Annotated in this window: 20 protein-coding genes and 1 pseudogene; 11 read left to right on the top strand and 10 right to left on the bottom strand. The window is 73.8% G+C overall.

The genetic code is table 11. The annotated features are described in order from the left end of the window. Positions 1–29: 29 nt before the first annotated feature. On the bottom strand, positions 30–1631 hold the full coding sequence (locus ACGFYU_RS04820; protein WP_393825796.1) for a DUF6777 domain-containing protein: 1602 nt from the start codon (positions 1629–1631) through the stop codon (positions 30–32). A gap of 94 nt (positions 1632–1725) precedes the next feature. Here ACGFYU_RS04820 and ACGFYU_RS04815 point away from each other — a divergent pair, with 94 nt between their 5' ends. Then, positions 1726–2964, top strand: coding sequence for a streptophobe family protein (locus ACGFYU_RS04815; protein WP_393825795.1), 1239 nt, complete (start codon positions 1726–1728; stop codon positions 2962–2964). A 12-nt stretch (positions 2965–2976) separates the two neighbouring features. Here ACGFYU_RS04815 and ACGFYU_RS04810 read toward each other — a convergent pair whose 3' ends face one another. After that, positions 2977–3675, bottom strand: a complete 699-nt coding sequence (locus tag ACGFYU_RS04810; protein WP_393825794.1) for a hypothetical protein — start codon at positions 3673–3675, stop codon at positions 2977–2979. After that, positions 3672–6047, bottom strand: a complete 2376-nt coding sequence (locus tag ACGFYU_RS04805) for an FHA domain-containing protein (RefSeq protein ID WP_393825793.1) — start codon at positions 6045–6047, stop codon at positions 3672–3674. Before ACGFYU_RS04805 ends, ACGFYU_RS04810 begins: the two co-directional genes overlap by 4 nt. A 151-nt stretch (positions 6048–6198) precedes the next feature. On the opposite strand from ACGFYU_RS04805, the gene ACGFYU_RS04800 reads away from it, so the two are divergent. The 5 genes from ACGFYU_RS04800 to ACGFYU_RS04780 all read left to right on the top strand — a co-directional run bounded on the left by ACGFYU_RS04800 (position 6199) and on the right by ACGFYU_RS04780 (position 11329). Next, entirely contained in the window at positions 6199–7221 is a 1023-nt protein-coding gene (locus ACGFYU_RS04800) for a cation diffusion facilitator family transporter (RefSeq protein WP_393825792.1), read from the top strand. 59 nt (positions 7222–7280) lie between these two features. Next, positions 7281–7760 (top strand): NUDIX domain-containing protein, encoded by a 480-nt coding sequence (locus ACGFYU_RS04795; RefSeq protein ID WP_393825791.1) that lies wholly within the window; start codon positions 7281–7283, stop codon positions 7758–7760. A gap of 48 nt (positions 7761–7808) precedes the next feature. After that, a complete protein-coding gene (locus ACGFYU_RS04790) occupies positions 7809–9065 on the top strand; it encodes a Tm-1-like ATP-binding domain-containing protein (protein ID WP_393825790.1) in 1257 nt (418 codons plus the stop codon). Positions 9066–9164: 99 nt separating this feature from the next. Next, a complete protein-coding gene (locus ACGFYU_RS04785) occupies positions 9165–10745 on the top strand; it encodes a serine/threonine-protein kinase (RefSeq protein WP_393825789.1) in 1581 nt (526 codons plus the stop codon). Beyond that, positions 10742–11329, top strand: coding sequence for a hypothetical protein (locus ACGFYU_RS04780; RefSeq protein ID WP_393825788.1), 588 nt, complete (start codon positions 10742–10744; stop codon positions 11327–11329). Before ACGFYU_RS04785 ends, ACGFYU_RS04780 begins: the two co-directional genes overlap by 4 nt. 362 nt (positions 11330–11691) lie before the next feature. Here the strand turns inward: ACGFYU_RS04780 and ACGFYU_RS04775 are convergent, their stop codons facing one another. After that, positions 11692–12981, bottom strand: coding sequence for an ATP-binding protein (locus ACGFYU_RS04775; protein ID WP_393825787.1), 1290 nt, complete (start codon positions 12979–12981; stop codon positions 11692–11694). Positions 12982–13141: 160 nt separating this feature from the next. Between ACGFYU_RS04775 and ACGFYU_RS04770 the strand changes: the two genes are divergently transcribed. Then, positions 13142–14617, top strand: coding sequence for a hypothetical protein (locus ACGFYU_RS04770; protein WP_393825786.1), 1476 nt, complete (start codon positions 13142–13144; stop codon positions 14615–14617). A 108-nt stretch (positions 14618–14725) separates the two neighbouring features. Next, positions 14726–15508 (top strand): trypsin-like serine peptidase, encoded by a 783-nt coding sequence (locus tag ACGFYU_RS04765; protein ID WP_393825785.1) that lies wholly within the window; start codon positions 14726–14728, stop codon positions 15506–15508. A gap of 13 nt (positions 15509–15521) precedes the next feature. Here the strand turns inward: ACGFYU_RS04765 and ACGFYU_RS04760 are convergent, their stop codons facing one another. The 5 genes from ACGFYU_RS04760 to ACGFYU_RS04740 form a co-directional block, all read right to left on the bottom strand. Continuing rightward, positions 15522–16712, bottom strand: a complete 1191-nt coding sequence (locus ACGFYU_RS04760; RefSeq protein ID WP_393825784.1) for an acyltransferase family protein — start codon at positions 16710–16712, stop codon at positions 15522–15524. Positions 16713–16842: 130 nt separating this feature from the next. Next, entirely contained in the window at positions 16843–17346 is a 504-nt protein-coding gene (locus tag ACGFYU_RS04755) for an NUDIX domain-containing protein (protein WP_393825783.1), read from the bottom strand. Between the two features lie 38 nt (positions 17347–17384). Beyond that, positions 17385–19001, bottom strand: coding sequence for an apolipoprotein N-acyltransferase (lnt, locus tag ACGFYU_RS04750; RefSeq protein WP_393825782.1), 1617 nt, complete (start codon positions 18999–19001; stop codon positions 17385–17387). A 43-nt stretch (positions 19002–19044) separates the two neighbouring features. Next, the gene (locus tag ACGFYU_RS04745) at positions 19045–19560 is read right to left on the bottom strand and encodes a hypothetical protein (RefSeq protein WP_393825781.1); all 516 of its coding nucleotides are present in this window, start codon (positions 19558–19560) and stop codon (positions 19045–19047) included. Between the two features lie 79 nt (positions 19561–19639). After that, the gene (locus ACGFYU_RS04740) at positions 19640–20683 is read right to left on the bottom strand and encodes an FAD-dependent oxidoreductase (protein ID WP_393825780.1); all 1044 of its coding nucleotides are present in this window, start codon (positions 20681–20683) and stop codon (positions 19640–19642) included. An 80-nt stretch (positions 20684–20763) separates the two neighbouring features. On the opposite strand from ACGFYU_RS04740, the gene ACGFYU_RS04735 reads away from it, so the two are divergent. After that, positions 20764–21354 (top strand): TetR/AcrR family transcriptional regulator, encoded by a 591-nt coding sequence (locus ACGFYU_RS04735; RefSeq protein WP_393825779.1) that lies wholly within the window; start codon positions 20764–20766, stop codon positions 21352–21354. Beyond that, positions 21351–22283 (top strand): annotated as a pseudogene (locus tag ACGFYU_RS04730) (ADP-ribosylglycohydrolase family protein). The gene ACGFYU_RS04735 and the pseudogene ACGFYU_RS04730 overlap by 4 nt, the downstream one beginning before the upstream one ends. 12 nt (positions 22284–22295) lie before the next feature. Here the strand turns inward: ACGFYU_RS04730 and ACGFYU_RS04725 are convergent. Next, complete coding sequence (locus tag ACGFYU_RS04725; protein WP_393825778.1) at positions 22296–23336, bottom strand: helix-turn-helix domain-containing protein; 1041 nt, start codon at positions 23334–23336, stop codon at positions 22296–22298. Between the two features lie 107 nt (positions 23337–23443). On the opposite strand from ACGFYU_RS04725, the gene ACGFYU_RS04720 reads away from it, so the two are divergent. Beyond that, a complete protein-coding gene (locus tag ACGFYU_RS04720) occupies positions 23444–24340 on the top strand; it encodes an alpha/beta hydrolase (RefSeq protein ID WP_393825777.1) in 897 nt (298 codons plus the stop codon). Positions 24341–24355 lie beyond the last annotated feature (15 nt).

Genomic DNA, 24355 nt, shown 5'->3' with positions numbered 1-24355 from the left:
CGGGGAGAGAGGGGCCGTGGTCGGTCCGCCTACTGGATCACGGTGTCGGAGTCACCACCGGGCGGAGCGGGCGGTGACGGCGGCGGAGGCGGTGGGGGCGGGGGCGGAGGGGTCGGCGACGGCTGAGGCGGGGGCGGAGGCGGAGGCGGAGGCGGAGGCGGGGGCGGGGGCGGGGGCGGGGGCGGGGGCGGGGGCGCCTCGGTCTGCTTCACCGGCGGGGGTGGCGCGGGCGGTGACGGCTGCGAGGGCTCCGGGGTCCGCACCGTCGGCGGGGTCTTTTCGGCCAGAGTCGGAGTCGGGGTCTCCTTGTCCGGCAGGATCTTTTCGCGCGGACTCGGGGTCGGGGTCTCAGTCGTCGGCGTCGGGGTTGGAGTCGGGGTCTCGGTCGTCGGGGTCGGCGTGGGCGTCGGCGTCGCGGTGGGAGTCTCGGTCGGCGTCGCAGTCGGCGTCGCAGTCGGCGTCGCAGTCGGGGTTGCGGTCGGAGTCGCGGTCGGGGTTGCGGTCGGGGTCGCCGTCGGCGTCGTGGTCGGAGTCGCCGTCGGAGTCGCGGTCGCCTTCGTGGTCGCCGTCGGGGTCGCGGTGGGAGTCTTCCCACGCGGGATCCGCGTCTCCGTGGCGGTCGGAGTCACCGTCGGCAAGGTCGGGTTGAACGTCGGCGTCGGGAACACCGGCGGCGGAACAGGCCTGTCGTTCCTGACGCGGTGGTCACCGCGCGGGCGCTCGTACCAGTGCCGGTTGTGGTAGTCGTAGATCACGAACTTGTTGATGATCGTCACCGACGGGGCGATGACCACCACCCGCGACGGCTGGTAGGAGTTCCACGTCTGCCCGTAGCGCTTGGGGTTGGCCCTGAGCGCCACCGGCGGCCCCAGCGGGTTCCCGCAGGCGCAGCGCACCCGCGGCACGCCCCGGTCGTCCACGAGCACGGCCGTCCCGGCCTGGAGCACGGCCTGATAGGCCGTGAGCCGGCCGTTCTGGTAGCCGTGGTTCGTGACCCGGGTGTCCATCCGCAGCTGCACCGGGGTGAGCGAGCGGAGGTAGCTCGGGACGGAGGCCGGCTGGATGCCGAGGGCCTGGGCGAAGGCGGCGTTCTTGGCGGGCTGCGCGGACAGCGACCTGATCTGCTTCTCGACATCGCAGGCGGGGACGTTCTTCTGGCCCGCGTAGACGCCCGGCGAGGATCCGCTGACGCTCCGGGTGCCCGTCGGGGCGGCGGCGGTCGCGGTCGGCGGCACGGTGCCGCCCTTGGTGGCGGACGGCGCCGGGCTCTCGGGCAGCGGCTTGGCCTGCTCGGCGGCCGAGGACTCGGTGAACGGGTCAGGGCCGGAGGCGGCCACCGGCTGGAGGAACACCTCGCCACCGGCCTTGTCCGTGCCGCTGGGACGGGTCAGCACCACGGCCAGGGCCACGGCCGCGGCCACCGCGACGAGCGCGGTGGCGAGCCGGGGTACGGATCGCCACCACGGACCGCCGCCCTTTCCGCCGGGTCCGCCGGGAGCACCCGGCGGCGCGGACGGTGGTGGCGGTACCGGAGGGCCCTGCCGTCCGCCCGAGAGCGGACCCGAGGGCGGCCCCGTGGGGCGCTCCGACGACGGCGGCTGGGGCCGCGGGCGGTCTGGTTGAGTGCTCATGGGCTCTTCTTCCAGGCGCAGAAAGTCCCCTTGCGGAACATTGTGTGCGCCGTCCGAGTGGTGGCCGCAACCCGAGCCTGCCTACGCTGAACGGGTGATCCCAACGCCCAAGGCATGGCGGGACGCCCTCGTCGCGGTCGTTGCCGCGTTCGCGGTCATGACCGCGGTCGCCGCCGCCGGACTGGCGTTCGCCGGAGCGGGCGATCTGCCCGGCGGCGCCTTCCCGCACGTGGTCGCGGCCGTCGTCGTGATGGCGGCGGGCGGCTCGGTCGAGCTGTCCGGCGACGCCGGCTTCCTGGCCGAGGCGGACGCGAGCCTGTCCGTTCTCCCGCTCTCGGTGAGTCTGGCCGGCGCCCTCACCGCCGGTTACTGCTTCCTGCGCCCGCTGCACAACCGCGCGGTCGCCCGGCCGCGCGAACTGCTGTCCCGCGCGGCCCCGTTGGTCCTGCTCTGGCTGCTGGCGCTGACCGGGGCCGCGCTCCTGGCCCGCCAGAGCTTCGGCCTCCTCACCGACGACTCCCTCCTCGGGCAGATCGGCGAACTCCTCGACTCCGGGCCGACGGTGGGCTTCCGGGCCGATCTTCCGGCCACCCTGCTCTTCGGACTGCTGTGGATCCTGGGCCTGTTGCTCGTCTCCCTGCTGGTCTCCCGCCGCGCACCGCTTCCCGCCGGGCTGGTCCGCTTCCACGCGGCCGTGCGCCCGGCGGCCTTCGCCACGACCCTGCTGCTCCTCGCGTACGTCGTCCTCGGCCTCGGCGTCGGCCTGGTGGTCGCCGCGACCCAGGGCCACGGCGCCCGCACCCTGGCGATGCTCCTGCTGGGACTGCCGAACCTCGCCTGGCTCGCGCTCACCCTCGGTTTCGGCGGCGCCTGGGAGGGCCGGGTCGAGGGCCCCTTCGGGCTGCCGATTCCGCAACTGCTGGACGATGCCCTGCGCGGGTCCGACCTGTCCACGGTCGACGTGGCCTCGCTCGCGCGGCAGGACTCCCGGGCGTGGTGGCTGGTGGCCGTGGCCGCCGTCCTGCTGCTCGGCGCGGGCGTCCTGACCGCGGTACGCTCCCCCGCCCACGTCCGCCCCTGGCAGCACGCGCTGCACCTGGGCGTGGCCCTGGCGCTGGCGACCCTGACGGTCTGCCTGCTGGCACGGTGCCAGGCCCAGTTCGGGCTGTCCCTGCTGGGCATCGGCGATGTGGAGAGCCTCGGCGGCGCGGTGCGGCTCACGCCCGTGCTGTGGCGTACGGTCGGCCTGGCCCTCCTCTGGGGTGCGGTGGCCGGTTTCCTGGGCGCCCTCCTGGCCCGCCCCGGCCGCGGCGAAGGTCCCGCCGGCCGCTGACGCCCGAGTCCCTCACCCGTCCCCGCCCGCGCTCCCCGGCGAGTCCACGATCCGCGTCGGTTCGTGCGTCTCCTCCCCCGCCCCCCGTTCGGGCTCCACGTCAAGCTGGGCCGCGACCGGGTCGGCCGGGGGTGGTGGCGGATTTCCTCGTACGTCGACCGTCCCGTCCGCACTGGCCCGCGTCGGCGGCGGCGCCGGCGGGTGCGGGGCCCCCGGTCCCGCGGCGACCGCGTAGGTCGCCAGGCGGGTCCCGTCCCCGTACATCCACCGTCCCACCGATTCGTCGTAGACCCAGACGGACTCCCCGTCGATGACGATCCCGGCCCGCAGGTCCCGCAGGGAGCGCACGAACCCCTCGCTGTCGACCCGCCGCGCGGCGAGGTCGCCCACGGCCTGCCGGTAGCGCTCCAGGGCTGCGGCGGTCCGGTCGAGGTGCGGCCGCGGGTCCTCGGCGCGGGTGGGCGCCGGCCCGCCGGTGGTGGGCGGCGGCTGCGGCACGACGACCAGGAGCCGCTGGTCCACCCAGGCGGACCACCCGTTGGCGCACAGGATCTCCCCCCATTCCCCGCTCCGGGACAGCAGTTGGACGGGGAGGAAGGGGTCCAGGGGTGCGGTCGGCCGGGTCACGTCGGGGGCCTCCCAGGCGGACATGCCCTCCTGCGGGACGATGTGGGTGGGGTGGAAGTCGGCGACCCCGTCGGGGAAGCTCATCGCTTCGGCTGCTTCCGCATGACGGCCGGCTCGTATCGGCGCAGCAGCCGGGCCACCAGCACGCCGTAGAGCACGGCCAGGGCCACCAGTTTGGCGACGTTGGACAGCCACACACCGGTCTCGTGGTCGAACAGCGGGTCCTGGGTGAGCTTGCCGGGCACGATGGCGCCCAGGTCGATGGTGCCGGCCATGGCTCCCATGGCCCAGCGGGACGGCACGAACCAGGCCAGTTGCTCGATGACGAGGACACCATTGAGCTTCAGCAGGGTGCCGCAGAAGACGATGTTCACCATGACGAGGAGGACCAGCAGCGGCATGGTGACCTCCTCCTTGCGGACCAGGGCGGAGATCAGCAGGCCGAGCATCATCGCGGTGAAGGACAGCAGGGCGACGACGAGGGTGATCTCGATCAGCGGGGGCATGAGGACGCCCTTGCCGCCCGGGGCGTTGAGCTTCACTCCGGCGAGGCCGACCAGGGTGAGGACCACGGCCTGGACGACCGTGACCGCGCCCAGCACCACCACCTTGGACATCAGGTAGGCGGATCTGGACAGGCCGACGGCGCGTTCGCGCTGGTAGATGACGCGTTCCTTGACGAGTTCGCGCACCGCGTTGGCGGCGCCGGTCAGCACACCGCCGTTGCACAGGATGAACAGGGCGTTGAGCGCCGTCTCGGGGGTGAGGGAGCTGCCGGCCAGTGCGCGCGCCATGGCTCCCATGACGAACGGCAGCACGACCATGATGACCAGGAACGTCCGGTCGGTACTCAGCACGGCGGCGTACCGCCTGATCAGGGTGGAGAGTTGGGAGCCCCAGCTCTGGGCCTTGGGCGGCGGCTTGACCACGGCTCCGACCACCCGGTCGGGTTCGGCGGTGACGCGGGGCAGCCGGCCGGTGACGTCGACGTAGCGGCGGTGGGCCGGCGATGCGCGGTAGGCCCCCGCCCAGTCGCGCTCCTGCTGGGTCTCGAACGCCTCGAAGGCCTCCGGCCACTCGTCGAAGCCGAAGAAGTCGAGGGCCTCGTCGGGCGGTCCGTAGTAGGCGACGCGCCCGCCGGGGGCGAGGAAGAGCAGTCGGTCGCAGACGTCGAGGCTGAGCACGCTGTGGGTGACCACGATGACGGTGCGGCCGTCGTCGGCGAGGCCGCGCAGCATGTGCATGACGGAGCGGTCCATGCCGGGGTCGAGGCCGGAGGTGGGTTCGTCGAGGAAGAGCAGGGACGGCTTGGTGAGCAGTTCGAGGGCGACGGAGACCCGTTTGCGCTGGCCGCCGGAGAGGCTGTGGATGGGCTGGCCGGCCCGTTGGACGAGGCCGAGTTCGCGGATCACCTCGTCGACCCGGGCCTCCCGTTCGGCCTTGGCGGTGTCCTGCGGGAAGCGCAGTTCGGCGGCGTAGGCGAGGGCGCGGCGGACGGTGAGCTGGGCGTGCAGGATGTCGTCCTGGGGCACGAGGCCGATGCGGCTGCGCAGTTCGGCGTAGTCGCGGTAGAGGTCGCGGCCGTCGTAGAGGACGGTGCCGCGGTCGGCGGGGCGCAGGCCGGTGAGCGCGCCGAGCAGGGTGGACTTGCCGGCGCCGCTGGGGCCGACGACGGCGAGCAGGCAGTTGGCGCCGACGGGGAAGGAAACCCCGTCCATGAGGATCTTGCGGCCGCGGTCGACGGCGACGGTGAGGTCCTGGACGTCGAGCGAGACCGAGCCGGTGTCCACGTATTCCTGGAGCTGGTCCCCGATGAGGCAGAAGGCGCAGTGGCCGATGCCGACGATGTCGCCCTCGGTGACGCGGGCGGTCCGGTCGACGCGGGCGCCGTTGAGGTAGGTGCCGTTGTGGCTGCCGAGGTCGGCGATCTCGTACGTGCCGTCTGCGAGGGCGCGCAGTTCGGCGTGCCGGCGGGAGACGATGAGCTCGTCGATGACGAGGTCGTTCTCCGGGGCGCGGCCGATGCGCACGGTGGTACGGGCGGCCAGCGGGCGGACGCTGCTCGGCTGCCGGAAGGTGCCGGTGAGGGAGGGCTTCCAGACCCCCGAGGGCCGCGACGAGGCGGCGCGGGGCGGCTCACGGTCGAGGAGGACGGCGCGCGGTCCGTCCTCGACGCTGCCGAAGCGCAGTTCGCTGCCGGCGCCGACGCTCCAGGCCCGGATGCGGTGGCCGTCGGCCCAGGTGCCGTTGGTGCTGCCTTCGTCCTCGACGGTCCAGTGGTCGCCGTCGGGGCGCAGGACCGCGTGGTGCCAGGAGACGCGGGGGTCGTCCAGACAGATCTCGCAGTGGGGGTCCCGGCCGACGTGGTAGCTCCGGCCCGGGCTCATCTCGGTGGAGCCCCCGGCGGTCTCCAGGACGAGTTCGGGCGCGGTCGGCACACCGGGGCGCTGGACCATGCACAGATTTTCCCACGATCCGATCGGACCGGCATAACCGCAGGTCAGGCCGCGCTTATAGGGAATGACAACGGTCCCCGTTGCAGCCTTTGCCGATCGCGGCGAGGTGCGCTTCACTTCACGCGTCGGAACCGAACAAACGGGGGATGCCATGAGCGGGCACGACCACGCGCACGACGGCCACGACCACGGCGGTCACGGCCATGGCCACGGCGGTCACAGCCACGGCGTGGCCGCCGACGCCGACCGGCGCTGGCTGGCGATCGCCCTCGGCCTGATCGGCGCGTTCATGGCGGTCGAGGTGGTCGTCGGCGTCGTGGCCCACTCGCTGGCCCTGATCTCCGACGCCGCCCACATGCTGACCGACGCCGTCTCGATCGTCCTCGCGCTGATCGCGATGCGGCTGGCCGCCCGCCCGGCGCGCGGCGGGTTCACGTACGGCCTCAAGCGGGCGGAGATACTCTCCGCCCAGGCCAACGGTCTCACCTTGCTGCTTCTGGCGGTCTGGCTTGCGTACGAGGCGGTGCGGCGACTGATCGATCCGCCGCCGGTGGAGGGCGGGCTGGTCCTGGTGACGGCCCTCGCGGGCATCGTCGTCAACGTGGCCGCGGCCTGGTGCATCTCGAAGGCGAACCGGTCCTCGCTGGCCGTCGAGGGCGCCTACCAGCACATCCTGAACGACCTGTTCGCCTTCATCGGGACGGCCGTCGCCGGTCTGATCGTGCTCACGACCGGATTCCGGCAGGCCGACTCGATCGCCACCCTCGTGGTGGTGGTGCTGATGGTCAGGGCGGGGTACGGGCTGGTGCGCGAGTCGGGCCGGATCTTCCTGGAGGCCGCCCCGGCCCATGTGGACCCGGACGCGGTGGGCGACCGGCTCGTCGGTCACCCGCCGGTCACCGAGGTGCACGACCTGCACATCTGGACCATCACCTCCGGGCAGGCGGCGCTCTCGGCGCACGTGCTGGTGGAGCCGGCGGGTGACTGCCACGCGGTGCGGCGGGACCTGGAGGGGCTGTTGGCCAAGGAGTACGGGATCACGCACACCACCCTCCAGGTGGACCACGTACAGGACTCCCTGCTCACGGTCGGCCGACCGGGCGAGGATCCGGCGGACCCGCACTGCGCGGACGCGCACGGTCCGGTCCACCGCGAGGGCCCGCACGACCACTGACCACAGGCCTCCGCCCCGGTGATCGCTGACCCGCCTCCGTTCGGGGCATACATGGACGCATGACGAACAAGCGCAGTGCCGGTCTGCTCCTGTTCCGCCGGACCGGCCGGGGGTCCGACGGCGGGGTCGAGGTCCTGCTCGGGCACATGGGCGGCCCCCTGTGGGCCGGGCGGGACGCGGGTGGCTGGGCCATCCCGAAGGGCGAGTACGCACCGGACGAGACCCCGCGGGACGCGGCGCGCCGGGAGTTCACGGAGGAGCTCGGGCTGCCGCCGCCGGAGGGCGAGTACCTGTCGCTCGGCGAGGTGCGGCTCAGCAGCGGGAAGCTGGTGACCATCTGGGCGGTGGAGGCGGACCTCGATCCCGGGCTGATGGTGCCGGGGACCTTCACCATGGAGTGGCCGCCGCACTCCGGGACCGTGCGCGAGTTCCCCGAGCTGGACCAGGTGGCCTGGTTCGCACCCGCGATGGCCGAAACAAAGCTGATGCCCTCTCAAATGCCCTTTCTGGAGCGGTTGTTGGGGTTACTGAAGGGTTGACTCGACCTTTACTTGCCAACAATCCCCACCTGCGTGGACATTGCACATATGACGAACGTCGTGCTGGTGGGAACCCTGGACACCAAGGGTGTGGAGTACGGCTGGCTGCGCGAGAGGCTGCTGCGCGCCGGCGTCGAGGTGGTACTGGTCGACACGGGAATAATGGGCGAACCCCGGGTGCCCGCCGACGTGCCGCGTGACGCGGTGGCCCGGGCGGCGGGAACGGAACTGTCGGAACTGCGCGCGGCCGCCGACCGGGGCGCGGCCGTGACCACGATGGCCCGGGGCGCGGAGGCGACCCTCTTACGCCTGCACGCCGAGGGCAGGCTGGACGGGGTGCTCGCGATCGGCGGCAGCGGCGGCACCTCCATCGCCACCCGGGCGATGCGCGCCCTGCCGCTGGGCGTACCAAAACTGATGGTCTCGTCCATGGCGTCCGGGGACGTGGCCCCGTACGTCGGGTCCTCGGACATCACGATGATGTACAGCGTCGTGGACATCGCGGGGATCAACAGCATCTCCGCACCCGTCCTGGCCAACGCGGTGGAGGCGATCGCCGGGATGGCCAAGGCCTTCGCCCGCTCCTCGCTGGAGCTGCGCCGCCCGGCCCGGCTGGGCGCGGGCGGCCGCCCGCTGATCGCGGCGAGCATGGCGGGCGTGACCACGATCGGCGTGGACGCGGCCCGCGAACGCCTGACCGAGCTCGGCTACGAGGTGCTGGTCTTCCACGTCAGCGGCACCGGCGGACGCACCCTGGAGACCCTGGCCGGCCAGGGCATCTTCGCCGGGGTCCTCGACCTCACGCTCAGCGAGCTCGCCGACGACCTGTGCGGGGGCAAGCTCACCGCGGGCCCCGACCGGCTCACCGCGGCGGGCCGGGCCGGGATCCCGCAGGTGGTGAGCCTGGGGGCGCTGGACATGGTCAAGTTCGGCCCGCTGGAGACCCTGCCCGAACAGGCCCGCTACCGGCGGGTCCGCGTCCACAACCCGTCCATCACGGTGATCCGCACGACCGAGGCCGAGTGCGCTGAACTAGGCCGCCGGGTCGCCGCCAAACTCCGTACGGCGACCGGTCCGACGGCCGTCTGCATCCCACTGCGCGGACTGTCCACGCTCGGCGCGCCGGGCGGGCCCTACCATGACCCCGACGCCGACCTGGCCCTGTTCTCCGCACTGCGCGAGGGCTTGCGGGGCAGTGCCGCTCGGCTCTACGACTACGACACCCACATCAACGACCCTGACTTCGGACGGGCGGCGGCCGACCGGCTGCACGCCATGATCGGCGCGGTGTCGGCCGCGGCCTGAACCACCCGCCGGGTCACCCCGCACGGTTGGGAACCGGCCGTGGCGGAAACCACGTCCCCAGGGACGCAGTGGCGCCACGGCAGGCAGGGGGGCGGGACGATGACGGACGCGTGGGCGGTCCCCGGTTACACGGAGATCCGCGAGCTCGGCTCGGGCGGCAGCGGCCGCGTGGTGCTCGCCGTCCACGACGGTACGGGCACGGCGGTCGCGGTGAAGTACCTCAGCGACCGGATGCGCGAGGACCCCGCCTTCGTACGGGAGTTCCGGGCCGAGGCCCGCCTGCTGGGCGGGCTCCGGTCCCCGTACGTGGTGGGGCTGTACGAGTACGTGGAGGCGCCCGGCGGCGCGGCCATCGTGATGGAGCTGGTCGACGGCATCTCCCTGCGCGCGCTGCTGAAGCGGGCCGGGCGGGCGGACGCCGAGGCCGCGCTGGTGGTGCTGAAGGGCTCCCTGCTGGGGCTGGCGGCGGCGCACCGGGCGGGCGTCGTCCACCGGGACTACAAGCCGGAGAACGTACTGGTCGCGCCGGACGGCTCGTCGAAGCTGGTGGACTTCGGGATCGCGGCGGGCCGCGGCACCACGCCCGGCGTGGCCGGGACCCCCGCCTACATGGCCCCCGAGCAGTGGCAGGGCCGGCCGGCCTCGCCCGCGGCCGATGTGTACGCGGCGACGGCCACCTTCTTCGAGTGCCTCACCGGGCGCAAGCCGTACGACGGGGAGAACTTCGCGGAACTGGCCGTCCAGCACATCGAGGCGCCGGTCCCGGAGACCGAGGCCCCGGAGCCGGTACGCCCGCTGATCCGGCGGGGCCTGGCGAAGGTGCCGGAGCAGCGGCCGGAGAACGCCGAGGCCTTCGTGGCGGAGCTGGAGCAGGTGGCGCTCGCCGCGTACGGGCCCGGGTGGGAGGAGCGCGGCCAGCGGAAGCTGGCGGCGCTCGCCGCGCTGCTGCCGCTGCTGTTCCCCTCCGCGAGCCCGCCCGCGGAGGGCACCACAGCGCTCGCGACGACCACGCTGAGCAGCGGCTCTGGCTGGGCCCCGGGCCGGCGCGGCTGGCTCGCGACGGGCGTGGCCCTGGTCCTGGGGGCGGTGCTGGTGCTCACGACGGACGCGATCGGCGGGACCCCGGGCGGAGCCTCCGCGGTCAGCGCGTTCGCCACGACGACCGCGGCCCCGCCGGGATCGGGATCACCGACCCCGTCACCGTCCGCGAGTGCTTCCGGCACGCCGTCCCCGACTCCGAGCCCGTCGGCGTCCGCGAGCCCGTCCCCGTCCCCTTCCCCGTCGTACAGCCCCAGTCCGACCCCGAAGCCGACGCCCACCATGCCGACGACGATGCCTCCGACCACCTCGGTGCCGCCGTCCCCGAAGGTGACCGTGCACGCCGTCGGCGTGAGCCTGACCCAGACGGCGCTGAACAGCGGCCAGGCCGGGGTCACGGTGAAGGCCACCGGCACCGGGACGGTGAAGGTGACCGTCCAATGGTTCACCGGCGACGCGGGCAACCCGTTCGCGGCTCCCGACGGCACCGAGACCTACGAGTACAAGCCCGGCGCCACGTACGCGCACACCTTCTCCGGCGCCGGCTGCTACTGGGGCGTGCGGGTCACGACCAGCCCGGCCGCCGAGGCCGGTCCGGCCACGCACTCGATCCAGGCCAAGCGGAGGTGCGTTCCCGCATGAGCACGAGCGATGACGACTACAGCGCCACCGTCCTCGGCAGCCACTGGTTCAGCGGGCCCCCGCAACCGGTGGACGCGGCCCCCGACCGGGTCGAGGGATCGGTGCTCCGGTTCGGTCCCGGGGTCACGGCGGCTATGCCCCCGCCGTTCCCCGTGTCCGTCGCCGCCCCGCCCGCGCCGCGGCGGCGGGGCGCCGGCCTGCGGCGGTACGCGCTCGCCGCTGTCGTGCTGGCCGCGGTCCTCGCGTACCTGGGGTGGCAGCGGTTCGGGCCCGCCCTGGAGGTCCGCGAGGTGGCCGTGACCACCGACCAGCAAGGACCGGCCTGCGACGCGGCGGCCGATGTGGTGGCCGTCGTACGGACCAACGGGCGCCCGGGGACCCTCACCTACCGCTGGCTCCGCAGCGACGGCACGCAGTCGGCGCGGCTGACGGAGCGGGTGCCGAGCGGGCAGCGGGAGGCCCGGCTGCACCTGCTGTGGACCTTCCAGGGCGCGGGGACCTACCCCGCGAAGGCCGAGCTCGAACTGCTGTCGCCCGGGCCGCGCACCGCCGCGGTGGACTTCACGTACCGCTGCTCCCGGTAGCGGGGTCGTCCGGCCCGGGCGGCGTCGTGAAGATGACAGAACCCGTGACCGGACGGTGCCCGACTCGGCCGATCGGTCCGATGATGGGTCCCGAACGGCCGTCCTTACGGCCGGGGAGGCCATGGCCGTCCGGCCGAAGCCCGGCCGCCACGCCCCCTGGTTGACTCGGCTCTGTGTTGAAGAGGGCTCTCCGGACGACCTCCGGCACCCTTGCGCGCCACGTTCCGACCGGCGATACACCCCAGCGGAACGTGGCCGTCCCGCGAGGACCACAAGTCCGCGCGGGAGGCCCGCAGCCGCTTTGGGGAGTGGCTGCGGGCCGTTTTCGCCACCCGTCCCCCGCCGCAACCGGGGAACGGAGCTCAGAACCGGGCGTGGGCGGCGATGTCCGCCTCGAACTCGCCCGTCATCGCCGGGGTCACCGTCGGCCGGCACTGCCGGGCCGCCGCCAGGTAGTCCTCCGTGGTCGCGCCGAGCTGCGCGGCCGCCGCGCCCCGCGCGCCCACCGCCTCCAGGTCCCGCTCGAAGGACACCTGCGCCGCGATCCGCGCCGCGTGCTCGATGTCGGCCGGCGTGAACAGCTCGGTCGCCGCCACCAGCGCCGGAACGTCCACGTCCGCGCGGCCCGCCGTGTAGCGGGACCAGATCGCGGCGCGGGCCCCGGCGTCCGGGGTGCCGATCGGGATCAGGTAGTCGAAGCGTCCGGGCCGCAGGAAGGCCGGGTCGAGGGAGCGGATGGAGTTGGTCGCGCAGACCAGCAGCCGCTCGTCGCCCTCCCGGAAGCCGGGTATCAGCTTGAGCAGCTCGTTCGTCACGCCGTGGATCCCGCCGGGCTGCGCGGGCTCGGTGCGTACGGGCGCGATCTCCTCGACCTCGTCGATGAAGACGAGCACCCGCTCCAGCTCGGCGATCCGGGCGAAGGCGTCGCGCAGGGCCGCCGCCAGGTTGCCCTCGTCGGCGAGGCGGGAGGGCAGCAGCTCCACGAAGGGCCAGCCGAGGCGCGAGGCGATGGCGCGGGCGAAGGTGGTCTTGCCGGTGCCGGGCGGGCCGAAGAGGGTGATGGCGCGCGGGGGCCGCACCCCGTGGGCGGCGGCCCGTTCGGGCTCGGCGAGCGGCAGCACCACGCGGCGCTCGATGAGGTCCTTCTCCTTCTCCATGCCGGCGACCTTGGTCCACAGGTCATTGGGCAGGAACCGGCCGCCGAGGTCGGCGAGGAGCCCGGCCGCCGGTCCGTGCAGCGGCTCGGTCTTCTCGAAGTAGGCGACGGCGGGCTGCCGCGTGTAGCCGGCGTTGAGGAGGCCCTCGCCGAGGAGGTCCTCCTCGGGCAGGACGTAGGCGATCCGCCCGACGCGGGCGGCGATGAGCCGCCGCTCCAGCTCGACGAGCAGGGCGCTGGCGAGTCCGCGCCCGCGCCAGCCGGCGGCGATCGCGATGCGCATCACCCAGGCCCGCTCACCGGTGACGCAGGCGAGGGCCGCGCCGATCGGGACGCCCTGGTGGACGGCGACCACGCAGGGCTGCCGGTCGGTCAGGGCGCTGATGCACTCGGCGAGCGAGAAGACGGACTCCTGGCCGAGCTCGGCCGTCGTGTCGATCAGATGCACCACCGCGGCGAGATCGCTCTCGCGGTAGTCGTGGATGAGCCAGTTCACCGGGTACCGCCCCTCGTTCGTGCTCCTGCGGCGAGGCTAGGGGCGGGCGGGCCGGGTGATCACGCTCCGCGGTGCACAACAGCCGGTCCGGAAACCGTCCGTGTCGTCCATAGACTGGTACCTTCCGCCCACGCCCCGTACCGAGGATCCGCGCGCCTTCATGACTTCCGACATATCCGACGGCATACCCGGCGCCCGGCGGCGTCCTCCCGTGTGGCTGCTCCCGGTCCTGTGGACCCTGGCGCTCGGCCTGTGGGGGCTCTCCCGGCAGGACAGCGTGTGGCGGGACGAGGCGGCGACCTGGCAGGTGGCCGGGCGCTCGGCGGGTGAGATCTGGCACATGCTCGGGAACGTCGACGCCGTGCACGGGCTGTACTACCTGCTGATGCACGGCCTCTTCGAGGTGTTCGGCGCGAGCACCACGACGCTGCGGCTGCCGTCCGTGCTGGCGGTGGCCGCCGCCGCGGCGTGCGTGGCGGTGATCGGGCGGCGGCTGGCCGGCTTCCGGGCGGGGCTCGGCGGCGGCCTGGCCCTCGGACTGCTGCCGGCGGTGCAGTTCCACCTCCAGGAGGGCCGGCCGTACGCGCTGGTCGCGGCGGGCGCGGGGCTGTCGACGCTGCTGCTGGTGTCCCTGCTCGGGGAGGTCCGGCCCGGGCGGCGGGCGTGGCCGCGCTGGACGGCGTACGGGATCACCGTGCTGGTGTGCGCGCTGCTGAACTGGCTGTCGCTGCTGGTCCTGCCCGCCCACGCGGCGACCCTGTGGTGGGCGCGGGCCGGGCGGCCGGTGTGGCTGCTGTGGACGGCGTACGGGGCGGGCGCGGTGGCGGGGGCGCTGCCGCTGATCCTGTTCAGCCGGACCCAGTCCGACCAGGTGTCCTGGATACCGCCGCTGACCTGGCACATGCTGATCGGGCCGGGGATCCTGCTCGCCATCGGCGGCCTCTGCGCGCGGGCGGACCGCCCGAGGGGGCGCGGGCTCTCCGCGGCCGCGGTCGGGCTGCCGCTGCTGGCGGTTCCGCAGCTGGGGCTGATCGGGATCTCGCTCGTGCAGCCGATGTTCCTGGACCGGTACGTGCTGTTCTCCATGCTGGGTCTGGCCCTGCTGATCGGCGCGGCCCTGGGCGCCGGCGTACGGGCCCTCGCGCCGCGGTTCCCGAGGGCGTCGGGCCTGCTGGTGCCGGGTGTGGTCGGGGTGGCGGTGCTGGCGCTGCTGCCGGTGGAGCTGGGCAAGCGGGCGCCGGCGAGCCGGGTCGACGACGTGCTGGCGGTGGCCGGCGAGGTGGCGCGGCTGAAGCGGGACGGGGACGCGGTGCTGTTCATGCCGGCCGCGCGGCGGGACACCGCGCTGGTCTCCCCTGCCGCCTTCACGGGCTTGGCGGACGTGGCGCTGGCCGAGACCCCGGTGGCCTCGGCGACCCTCAAGGGCGAGGAGGCGGACCCGGCGCGGATCCGGGCGGCGCTGCTCGCGCAGCGGCGGGTGCTGCTGGTGACGGACTCGGCGAAGGTCGCGAAGCCGCCCTCGGCCGAGCGGGACAAGGCGAAGGCGGCGGTCCTGCGGGAGCGGTTCACGGTGGTGGAGGACCGGCAGGTCCGGGGCCGCCGGGTGACGGTCTACGAACGGCGCGGCCCGCAGTAGCGCAGACCCACGCCGGCGTCCGGACTTCACACCGGGTCCATCGGATTCACAGCGGATTCATACGGAATTACGGGCTCCGGACATAGGTTCGCCGGGCAGGCTCGCCTCATGATCCACCGCACCCACCCCCGCATAGGCCGCCGCTCCCGCGCTCGTGCCCGGCGGGCGTCGCGGATCCTGCCGGCCCTGGCCGCCATGGCCGCGCTGCTCAGCGTGGACGTGCCCGACGCCCTGGCCGAGCCGCCGCTCGGCGTCACCGCGCAGGCCTTCCCAGACGCCGTGGCGGACCGGGTGGGCGCCCTGTTCACGGGTGGGCTGGACGGCGGGCACTTCTGCACCGCCGCCGTGGTGCACAGCGACGGCCGCGACGTGATCGCCACCGCCGCGCACTGCGTGGGCAACCCGGACACCACGGTCTTCGCACCGGGCTACCGGGACGGCGAGGCCCCGTACGGCGTCTGGAAGCTCACCGGTGTGTACGTGGCCCCCGCCTGGCGGGACGGCGAGGATCCGGACGCCGACATCGCCTTCGCGACGGTGGCCCCGGTGGACGACGGTCGGACCGGGGCGGTCGAGGATCTCGTGGGGGGCTTCCCGGTGGCCGCGGAGCAGCCGTCCGACGCCACGGTGACCGTGATCGGCTACCCGCGCAGTACGGAGGCCCCGCTGCGCTGCGCGAACACGACCGCGCTGTTCTCCGGGACCCAGCGCCGGATCGACTGTCCGGACCTCAGCGGCGGCACCAGCGGCAGCCCCTGGCTGGTCGGCGGCGCGCTGGCGGGGGTGCTCGGCGGCTACGAGGGCGGCGGGACGGTTCCGGAGGTCTCGTACAGCGCGGTGATGGGCGACCAGGCGGTGGAGCTCTACCGCGAGGCGGCCGTCGCCGACTGACGGACGGGACGACCTAGCGGCCGGCGGGTACGCGCTCGGCCTCGGGCGCGGAGGGCTGCGCCGGGAGCCGGTCGAGCGGGGGCCTGCTCGGGGTGCCGACCCGGACGTCCTGCACCCCGCGGCGCAGGCTGTCCTTCAGTACGCGGCCCAGCGGGCGTTCCACGAGCCGGTGGATGACCCAGGCGAGGAGCACCATGCAGGCGGTGACGCCGAGGGCCAGCGGGACGGGCGCCACCTTGGCGCGGAAGTGGTGGATGATCGTCAGCCCGGCCATCATGTGGATCAGGTAGAGCGGGTAGGTGACCGCTCCGGCGTGCGGGAGCCAGCGCCAGCGGATGCGGTCGAGGGCGCCGAGCGCGAGGGCCGCCATGACGGCGAAGCCGAGCAGGATGATCACGTGCGCGGGCCAGGAGGGCGTCTGCTGGGCGACGCTCCGGCCCAGGTTGGAGATCATGCGGGGGCCCACGTAGTTCTGCGCGAGGAGGAACTGCACGCCGACGATGGCCCACAGGACGGCGTTCGGCCGGAAACGGCGCATCAGGTAGAAGGCGATGCCGGCGATGAAGTACGGGGACGAGGAGGGCACCGCGAAGAAGGACAGCACGCCGCTGTCGGCGGTGGGGGCCACCACTCCGGCCAGGGTCCAGAGCCCGCAGAAGAGGACGCAGTTGCGGTACGTGACACCGCACATGACGACGACCGCGAACAACACGTAGAACTTGAGCTCGACGAAGAGGGTCCAGTACGCGTCGTCGATGTGCGGGACCCCGAGGCCGCCCTGGAGCATCGACAGGTTCACGACGACGTCGGTGTACTTCTTGATCTGCCGCACCTCGGGCGAGGCGAACAGTACGAGCGAGGTGAAGACCACGGCCACCCAGTAGGCGGGGAAGAGCCGGGAGACTCGGGACACCACGAAGTCACCGAGGCTGCGCCCCCAGGTGCTCATACATATGACGAACCCGCTGACCAGGAAGAATATCTCGACCCCCAGCCAGCCGTAGACGGCGAACCTGTGGGCGGTCGGGAAGACCTCCGCCGTCGGTTTCCCCCAGGCGCTCGCGAGCACCGCGTAGTGGTAGAAGAGCACGGCGAACGCGGCGAGGACCCGGATGCCGTCGAGCACCGCGAGGCGGGGGGCGGGGGATCCGGCGCCCGTGCGGCCGGACGGCCGGCGCTCCCCGACTGAACTGCGCACTGTCATCCTCGACCGCCCCTTGAACGTACGACTGTCCGATTACCGCCGCCAGATCTGCGGAACCTTACAGGGCTCATACAGGCAATCCACAGGAAGGACCGACAGCCCGGCGGCGCACGGGCCGCGGCGGAGTGCTCTACTCCGCCATCTCCTCCAGCCCCTCCGTCTCCTCGGGGGCTTCGAACCAGGTGGGCTCGTCACGCAAGGCCAGGTCGATGCGGTGCAGGGCGAACCGCTCCAGCGGTGGCAGCGCGTCCACCGCGAACCAGGCGACCTCGAGCGACTCGCTGTCGTTCACCCGCGCCTCGCCGCCGGTCGCCCGGCAGCGGAAGGTGATGTCCTGGAACTGGCAGACGTCGCCGTTCGGGTAGGTGATCGGCTTGAGCATCTGGACGAGGATCACGCGCTCGGGGACGCACCGCACCGCCGTCTCCTCGTACACCTCGCGCACGGCGGTCAGCGCGGGCTGCTCCCCCGGTTCGGCGATGCCGCCCACCAGCGCCCACTGGCCGTTGTCGGTGCGGCGGCCGAGCAGCACCCGGCCCCGGTCGTCGAACACGACCGCCGTCACGCTGGGCAGCAGGAGCAGCCTGTTCCCGGCGGTGGCCCGGATGTCGAGGATGAATTCGGGAGTGGTCATCCCCCGACCCTACGAGACCGCGTGACGGGTCCGGAGCCTCAGCCGGCCCGGCGGGCGCGAATCCGGCGGGTGAGGATCCAGCCGAGGCCGCCGGCGGCGAGCAGCAGCAGCGCGTACTCCGGGAGCGGGCCGAGACGGGTGGCCGGGGTCTCGGTGGAGCGCAGCGGGATCTCGGTGACCAGCGCGTCCGCGGTGAACATCCGCGTCTGCTCCACGATCCGGCCGTCGGGCCGGATGACCGCGCTGACCCCGCTGGTGACGGGGACGAGGACGGTCCGGCTGTGCTCGACGGCGCGGATCCGGTCCATGGCCAGCTGCTGGTAGGTCATCTGCGTCCGGCCGAAGGTGGCGTTGTTGCTGGGTACGGCGATCACCTGGGCACCGTCACGGACGGTGGAGCGGACGGCGTCGTCGAAGGCGGCCTCGAAGCAGGTGACCATGCCGACGCCGCTGCCGGCCATGTCGAAGACGCCCGGGTCCTTGCCGGGGCCGAAATCGCGGCGCACGCGGTCCACGTCGGAGCTGAAGAGCCGGACGAAGGAACGCATCGGGATGCGCTCGCCGAAGGGCTGGATCTTGCGCTTGTCGTAGGTCGCGGTGGGGCCGGCCACCGGGTCCCACAGGATCATGGTGTTGCGCAGCGGGCCGGTCTCCGGGGCCACGACGGCGCCGATGGCCACGGGCACGCCGATGGCCTTGACGGCCTTGTCGATGACGGCGTAGGCGTCCGGTTCGGAGTACGGGTCGAGGTCGGAGGAGTTCTCCGGCCAGACGACGAAGTCGGGCTTCGGGGCGCGGCCGGCCTTGACGTCCTCGGCGAGCTGGATGGTGCGCTTGGCGTGGTTGTCGAGGACCTGGCGGCGCTGGGAGTTGAAGTCGAGTCCGAGGCGGGGCACGTTGCCCTGGATGACGGCGGCCACGACGGTGCCGTCCTCGGCGGTGTCGGAGACGAGCGGCCGGGCGGCGAGGCCGGCGCCGATCGGGGCGGCGACGGTGAGGGCGGCCAGGGCGGCGGTGGCGCGGCTCGGGTGGGCGCGGGCGATGCGCAGGGCTTCGTAGAGGCCGAATCCGCACAGGGCGACGGCGAAGGAGAGCAGCGGGGTGCCGCCGAGGGCGGCGAGCGGGGTGAAGACGCCGTCGGCCTGGCCGAAGGCGAGCTTGCCCCAGGGGAAGCCGCCGAAGGGGACGCGGGCGCGCAGCGCCTCGCCCGCGACCCAGACGGCGGCGGCGAACAGCGGCCAGGCGGGGAGGCGGCTGACGAGGGCGATGCCGAGGCCGGTGAGCCCGATGAAGAGGGCTTCGACGGCGGCCAGCGCCAGCCACGGCACCGGGCCGACCTCCTCGCCGGTCCAGACGAGCAGCGGCAGCAGGAATCCGAGGCCGGCGAGGAATCCGAGGCCGAAGCCGGCCCGGGCGCGACGGCCGCGCAGGCAGCCGGCGAGCAGGGCGAGCGCGAGGGGGGCCAGCCACCACAGGGGGCGGGGCGGGAAGCCGATGTAGAGCAGCACCCCGGCGAGGGCGGCCGCGAGGGTGCGGACCACTCCGGCGCCCTTCCGCTTGAGGGCGCCGGTGGGCTGCTCGGCCTGGTCGGCCTGGGCTCCGCCGGCGGGCTTCGAGGGCTCGTTCCGGGCCGCGCGGGTGACACTGCTGCTCATCTGGCGGAGTGTACGTCCCCCAGCACCAAGGACCGGTAAGGCCCTAGCGGGCGAGGGCGCGGAGGTGGACGCGGATGACCCGGACGGCGTTCTCCGCGTCGTCGACGGTCACCGTGAAGATCTTCCCGTCGCCGAGTCGCAGTTCGAGTCCCTCGCCGCGGCGGACGATGACCGCGGTGCCCTTTTCGGGGCGCCAGCGGTAGCCCCAGCCGCCCCACTGCTGCGGGGTGATCCGGGGGATGAACTCGGCGGACGCCACCTCGGCGAGCCGGATCTTTCGGCGCGGCAGCCCGATGTGGCCGCAGCGGACCTCGAAGGCCTCGGAGTCCACGGTGACGGCGACGTGGACGAAGGCGAGGGTGCCGTAGAGGATGAGCAGCCCCACCGCGAGGCAGCCGATCACGGACATGAGCAGCGGGACGATGCCGTGGGTCCAGGCGTTGTCGACGGCGAGTTCGATGCCGAGCGCGAGACAGGCCGCGCCGGCCGCGGCGAGCAGCCACTGCGCGCGGTTGGAGGCCCGGCCCGTCCAGAACGGGCCCGGCGGGTGACCCTTCATGTGTAGCAGCGTACTCACGTTCCGCATGCGCGCCACTGCCTCTCGGCCACTCGGTTCAGCGCGGCGGTGGCGCGGCCGCTCAGCCGGGCAGCAGGCTGACCAGGGCGTCGCGCAGGCCGGGGCGGCGCACGGTCATGAAACGGTGCAGGCTCCGGGAGCCGAAGGCGACGCGCTGGGCGCTGCGGCGCCGCTCGGCGTCGTACGCGTGCAGGGCGGCGGGCAGCCCGGCCGCGCCGCGGGCCGCGACGGCGCGGGTCAGCGCCTCCGCGTCGAGCAGGGCGGTGCAGGCCCCCTGGCCGAGGTTGGGGGTCATGGCGTGCGCGGCGTCGCCGACGAGGGCGATCCGGCCGTCGGCGACGAAGGCGGGCAGCGCGGGGTGGAGGTGGCGCATCTCGTACCGGATCCAGGTCGCGGGGTCGGTCTCGGCCAGGACGCGCGGGATGGGGTCGTGCCAGCCGGCGAAGGCGTCGCGCACTTCTCGGGCCGTGGTGGCCTCGGGGACGGTGGCGTACCAGTTGGTGCGGCCGGGCTCGACGGGGGTCATCCCGAAGAAGCGGCCCCTGCCCCAGGTCTCGCCGTACATCCCGGTCTCGAAGCCGGCGATGCCGATCCAGGCGACCGTGCCGATGGGGCGCGGGCCGCTGCCCTGGCCGAAGTACGCGGTGCGGACCGTGCTGTTGATGCCGTCGGCGCCGACGCGGAGGTCGGCCCGGATCCCGGCCGCGTCGGTGAGCCGCCGGCCGTACGCGATCTCCACGCCGCCGAGCCGGTCCAGTTCGGCGAGCAGCGCGTCGATCAAGTAGGGCCGGGAGATGAGCAGTTCGGGGCGGCCGGCCTTGCGCTCGATCCGTTCGAGCGGGAGGGCGGCCAGCACCCTGCCGTCGGGGCGCCGGATCCGGGCGTCGCGGTACGGGACCGCCCGCGCCCGCAGCGCGTCGCCGAGGCCGAGCCGGTCGAGCGCGGCCTGGGCGGTGGGGTGGATCCCGAAGGCGGTTCCGTACCGTTCGAGCGCGTCCCGGCGCTCGAGCACCGTCACCGCCCAGCCCGCACGGCGCAGCCCGATGGCGGTGGCGAGCCCGCCGACCCCCGCCCCGACCACGACGGCTTCTCCCTGACTCCGCATGACCCACCCCTCACGGCCGCGCTACCACCACATCCGTGGTACTACATCTGTGGTACCACGGATGTGGTTAAGCTGGCAACGTGAATCAGGACCGGAGGGACCGGCTGCGGGACGCGGCCATCGCCGTACTGGCGGAGGCGGGCGGGCGCGGGCTGACGCACCGCGCCGTCGACGCGGCCGCCGACGTGCCGACGGGCACGGCCAAGAACTACTTCCCGACCCGCGACGCGCTCCTGCGGGCGGTGGCCGAACGCTGCCTGGAGCAGTACCGCGCGGTCGCCGACACCCTTGCGGGAGCCGTGCCCGGGCCCGCCGACGCGCGGCAACTGGCTGCGTTCCTCGCGGAGCTGCTGCGGAACGTGGCCGGGCCCGGCCGGCCGCGCGTCCTCGCCTATCTGGAGCTGCAGACCGAGGCGACGCGCCGGCCGTGGCTGGCCTCCCTCCTGGACCCGATCGCGGCGTCGGACTTCGCGGCGCACGCGCACCTGCTGCGCTCGGCGGGCCTGCCGGCCGGCCCGGAGCCGACCCGTGCCCTCACCCTCGCCCTGCACGGCGCGATCCCCCACCTCCTGGCGGGCGCCCCGGCCACCCTGGCCGCGGCGGGCCTGGACGACCTCGACCGTTTCACCGCCGACCTGCTGGCGTCCGTACTGCCCCGGGAGTCACGATGACCACCGGCCGTCTCGACCGGGCCGCGGGCGCCGTCCTCGGCTCGGCGGCGGGCGACGCACTGGGCGCGCCCTACGAGTTCGGGCCGGGGGGCAGTTGACCGCCCGGGGGGCGGAGATGGAGGGAGGCGGGCGGCGGCTGGGATCCGGGAGAGGCGACGGACGACACGCAGATGGCGGTGCTGGTCGGGGAGTCTCTGCTGGAGCGGGGCGGGCTCGAACTCCCGGACGTCTTCGACCGGTTCCAGCGCTGGGCGGCCGGTCAGCCCAAGGACATCGGCCTCCAGACGGAGGACGTGCTGACGAACGGCGAGCCGTGGAACCTGGCCGCCGCCCTGCACTTCCGGCTCAACACCCGGGCGGCGGGCAACGGTTCGCTGATGCGGGCGGCCACCTCGGCGGTCTACTTCTCCTCCGCCGGGCGCGAAGCGACCATGGACGCCGCCCGGCGGATCGCGGCGCTCACGCACGGGGACCGCGCGGCCTGGGAGGGCACGGCCGTGCTGCACGAGCTGGTGAGGGTGGCCCTCGACGGGGGCGATCCGCTGGCGGCCCTGCCCGCGACGCTCGCCGCGGTCCATCCGGACCACCGTGAGCGGTACGGCCGCGTGCTGGCCCCGGACTGGCATCCCGACCTGGCCACCGAGTTCAACGGGGCGGTATGGCCCTGCCTGGGCTCGGCGGTCTGGGCGCTGCGGACTACCTCCGGATTCGCGGAGGCGGTACGGGCCGCCGTGGACCTGGGCGGGGACACCGACACGGTGGGCGCGGTGACCGGCGCCCTGGCCGGGGCCCGGTACGGGGCGCGGGCCATCCCCGGCCGCTGGACGGCACGGTTGCACGTGCCGTTGCCGGGGTTCGGGGGGCGCGTGCTGGACGCGGAGGAGCTGCGCGGGCTGGGCCGGCGGCTCGTCGCGGCGGGGGCCCACTGAACCTGCGGGGCATCAGGTGTCCAGGAGTCGCCAGGCGGTGAGTGCGATTCTGGCCCGGGTCAGTCCCGTGGGCTCGGTGAGTTCGATGTCCAGCGCCTTCGCGATCTGTTCGAGGCGGCGGGCGATGCTGCTGTGGTGCAGGTGCAGTTGGTCCGCCGCCCGGCGCAGGGAGCCGGTGGCGCAGTAGGCGTCCAGCGTCTCCAGATCCTCCGGGTTGCCCGCGATGCGCGCGATGGCGGCCACGTCGGCGTTCCCCCGCGCGGCGTCGGGCGGCACCTCGGCCAGCAGCGCCAGCGCGCCCAAATCGGCGTGCCGCAGGACGGGTTCGCGCGCAGTCGTGAAACGAAGGGCGGTACGCGCCTCCCGCCAGGACCGGTCGGGGCTGTCGGCGGCGCCGATGCCCGCGCGCGCACCGGCCGGGAAGCGGGCCGGGTCCACGGTGGTGGCCAGGATGACGCCGACCTCGGCGAGCGGCGCCGCCTTCACCGGGCGGGCCGGACAGACCAGGCCGCCGATCCGGTCGAGCGGGAGCGGGACCGGCGAGCGTACGGCGACGACGTGCAGGGGCAGTTCGGCCGCGAAACCCAGGAGCCGCAGCGCCCGGGCCCTGGCCGCGTCGTCGCTCTCGGAGCTGATCGCCAGTTCGATGAGGGCGGGGTCGGCCATGGTCGTGCGGGCCGGACCGTACCGCTCGGCGACGGCCGCGGCGGCGATGGCGAGCCGGTCGAGGAGTACTTCGTCGAGGGGATTCGGCGAGCCGGGACGCTCCAGCCAGACCCTGCCGATCTCCTCCTCGTCGAGCGTGATCGGCACCGTGGTGGATGCGGGCGCCTGCGGGGCGGAGGCCTGCCTGCCGTCGGGCGAGACGCGGGTGGCCCGCCCCGTGCCGTGGAGCCGGATCCCGGCCACGCATTCGGCCAGGCCCGCCGAGGCCCGGGCCAGCGCCGCAAGGTCCACCCGTCGGCGCATCAGCGTGTCGTAGAACGCGACGATGCGCATCGCCCCGTCGACGTACGGATCCAGTCCCGACAGCCGAACGGCCAGTGCCTCCATGGCAGAAGGATAGAAGGACGGGGATGCGCCGACCGGTGCGTGATCGGGGCGGGATGAGCGACGGATGGCGGGTGACCCACCGGGGGACGACCGTGAGGATGGTCGTCATGGATCCCGAACTCGAAGCATTCATCCCGTTTCTTCCGCAACTCGACCTGAACGACCCGGTCAGCGCCCGCAAGCACTTCGCCGAACGCGCGGCCGCCGCACCGGCACCGGACACCTCGGACATGGAGGTCGAGGACCACACCGTGTCCGCCGATCCGGACGTGGCGGTCCGGGTCTACCGCCCGCACCGGGCGCAAGGCGCCGTCGTCTGGCTGCACGGGGGCGGCGGGGTCTTCGGCGACCTGGACACCGAGCATCCCTGGGCGGCCCGGATCGCCGGCCTCTCCGGCGCGGCGGTGGTCTCCGTGGGCTACCACCTGGCGCCCGAGCACCCGTTCCCGGCTGCCCTGGACGACGCCTACGCCGCACTGACATGGACGGCCGGGCACGCCGCCGAACTCGGCATCGACCCGTCCCGGATCGCGGTCGGTGGCCACAGTGCGGGCGGCGGGCTCGCGGCCGCGGTGGCGTTGCGGGCCCGTGACGAGCAGGGGCCGCCGATCCACTTCCAGCTGCTCAACCAGCCGGGCCTCGACGACCGGCAGGAGACGTGGTCGGCACGGAACTTCACCGACACGCCCTGGTTCGACCGCGACAAACTCGCCGCGGCGTGGCGTCACTACCTGGGCTCGCAGCCGGCCACACCGTACGCGGCAGCCGCCCGGGCCGCCGACCTGTCCGGCCTGCCACCGGCCTACATCGCCACCGCGGAATTCTGTCCGAACCGCGACGAGGGCATCGCGTACGCGCTGCGCCTGATGCAGGCGGGCGTGTCGGTCGAACTCCACCAGTGGCCCGGCACCTTCCACGGATCGCAGGCGCTCCTCTCCGCCGACGTCTCGCAGCGGCAGAACGCCGAGCTCGGCGCCGCTCTGCGCCGCGCACTGGCCGGGTGAACGGGTGAACCCGTT

This window comes from Streptomyces sp. NPDC048337 (assembly GCF_043201175.1).
Taxonomy (GTDB): domain Bacteria; phylum Actinomycetota; class Actinomycetes; order Streptomycetales; family Streptomycetaceae; genus Streptomyces.
The sequence above is the reverse complement of the archived record's forward strand: the minus strand, read 5'-3'. Positions and strand labels throughout refer to the sequence as shown.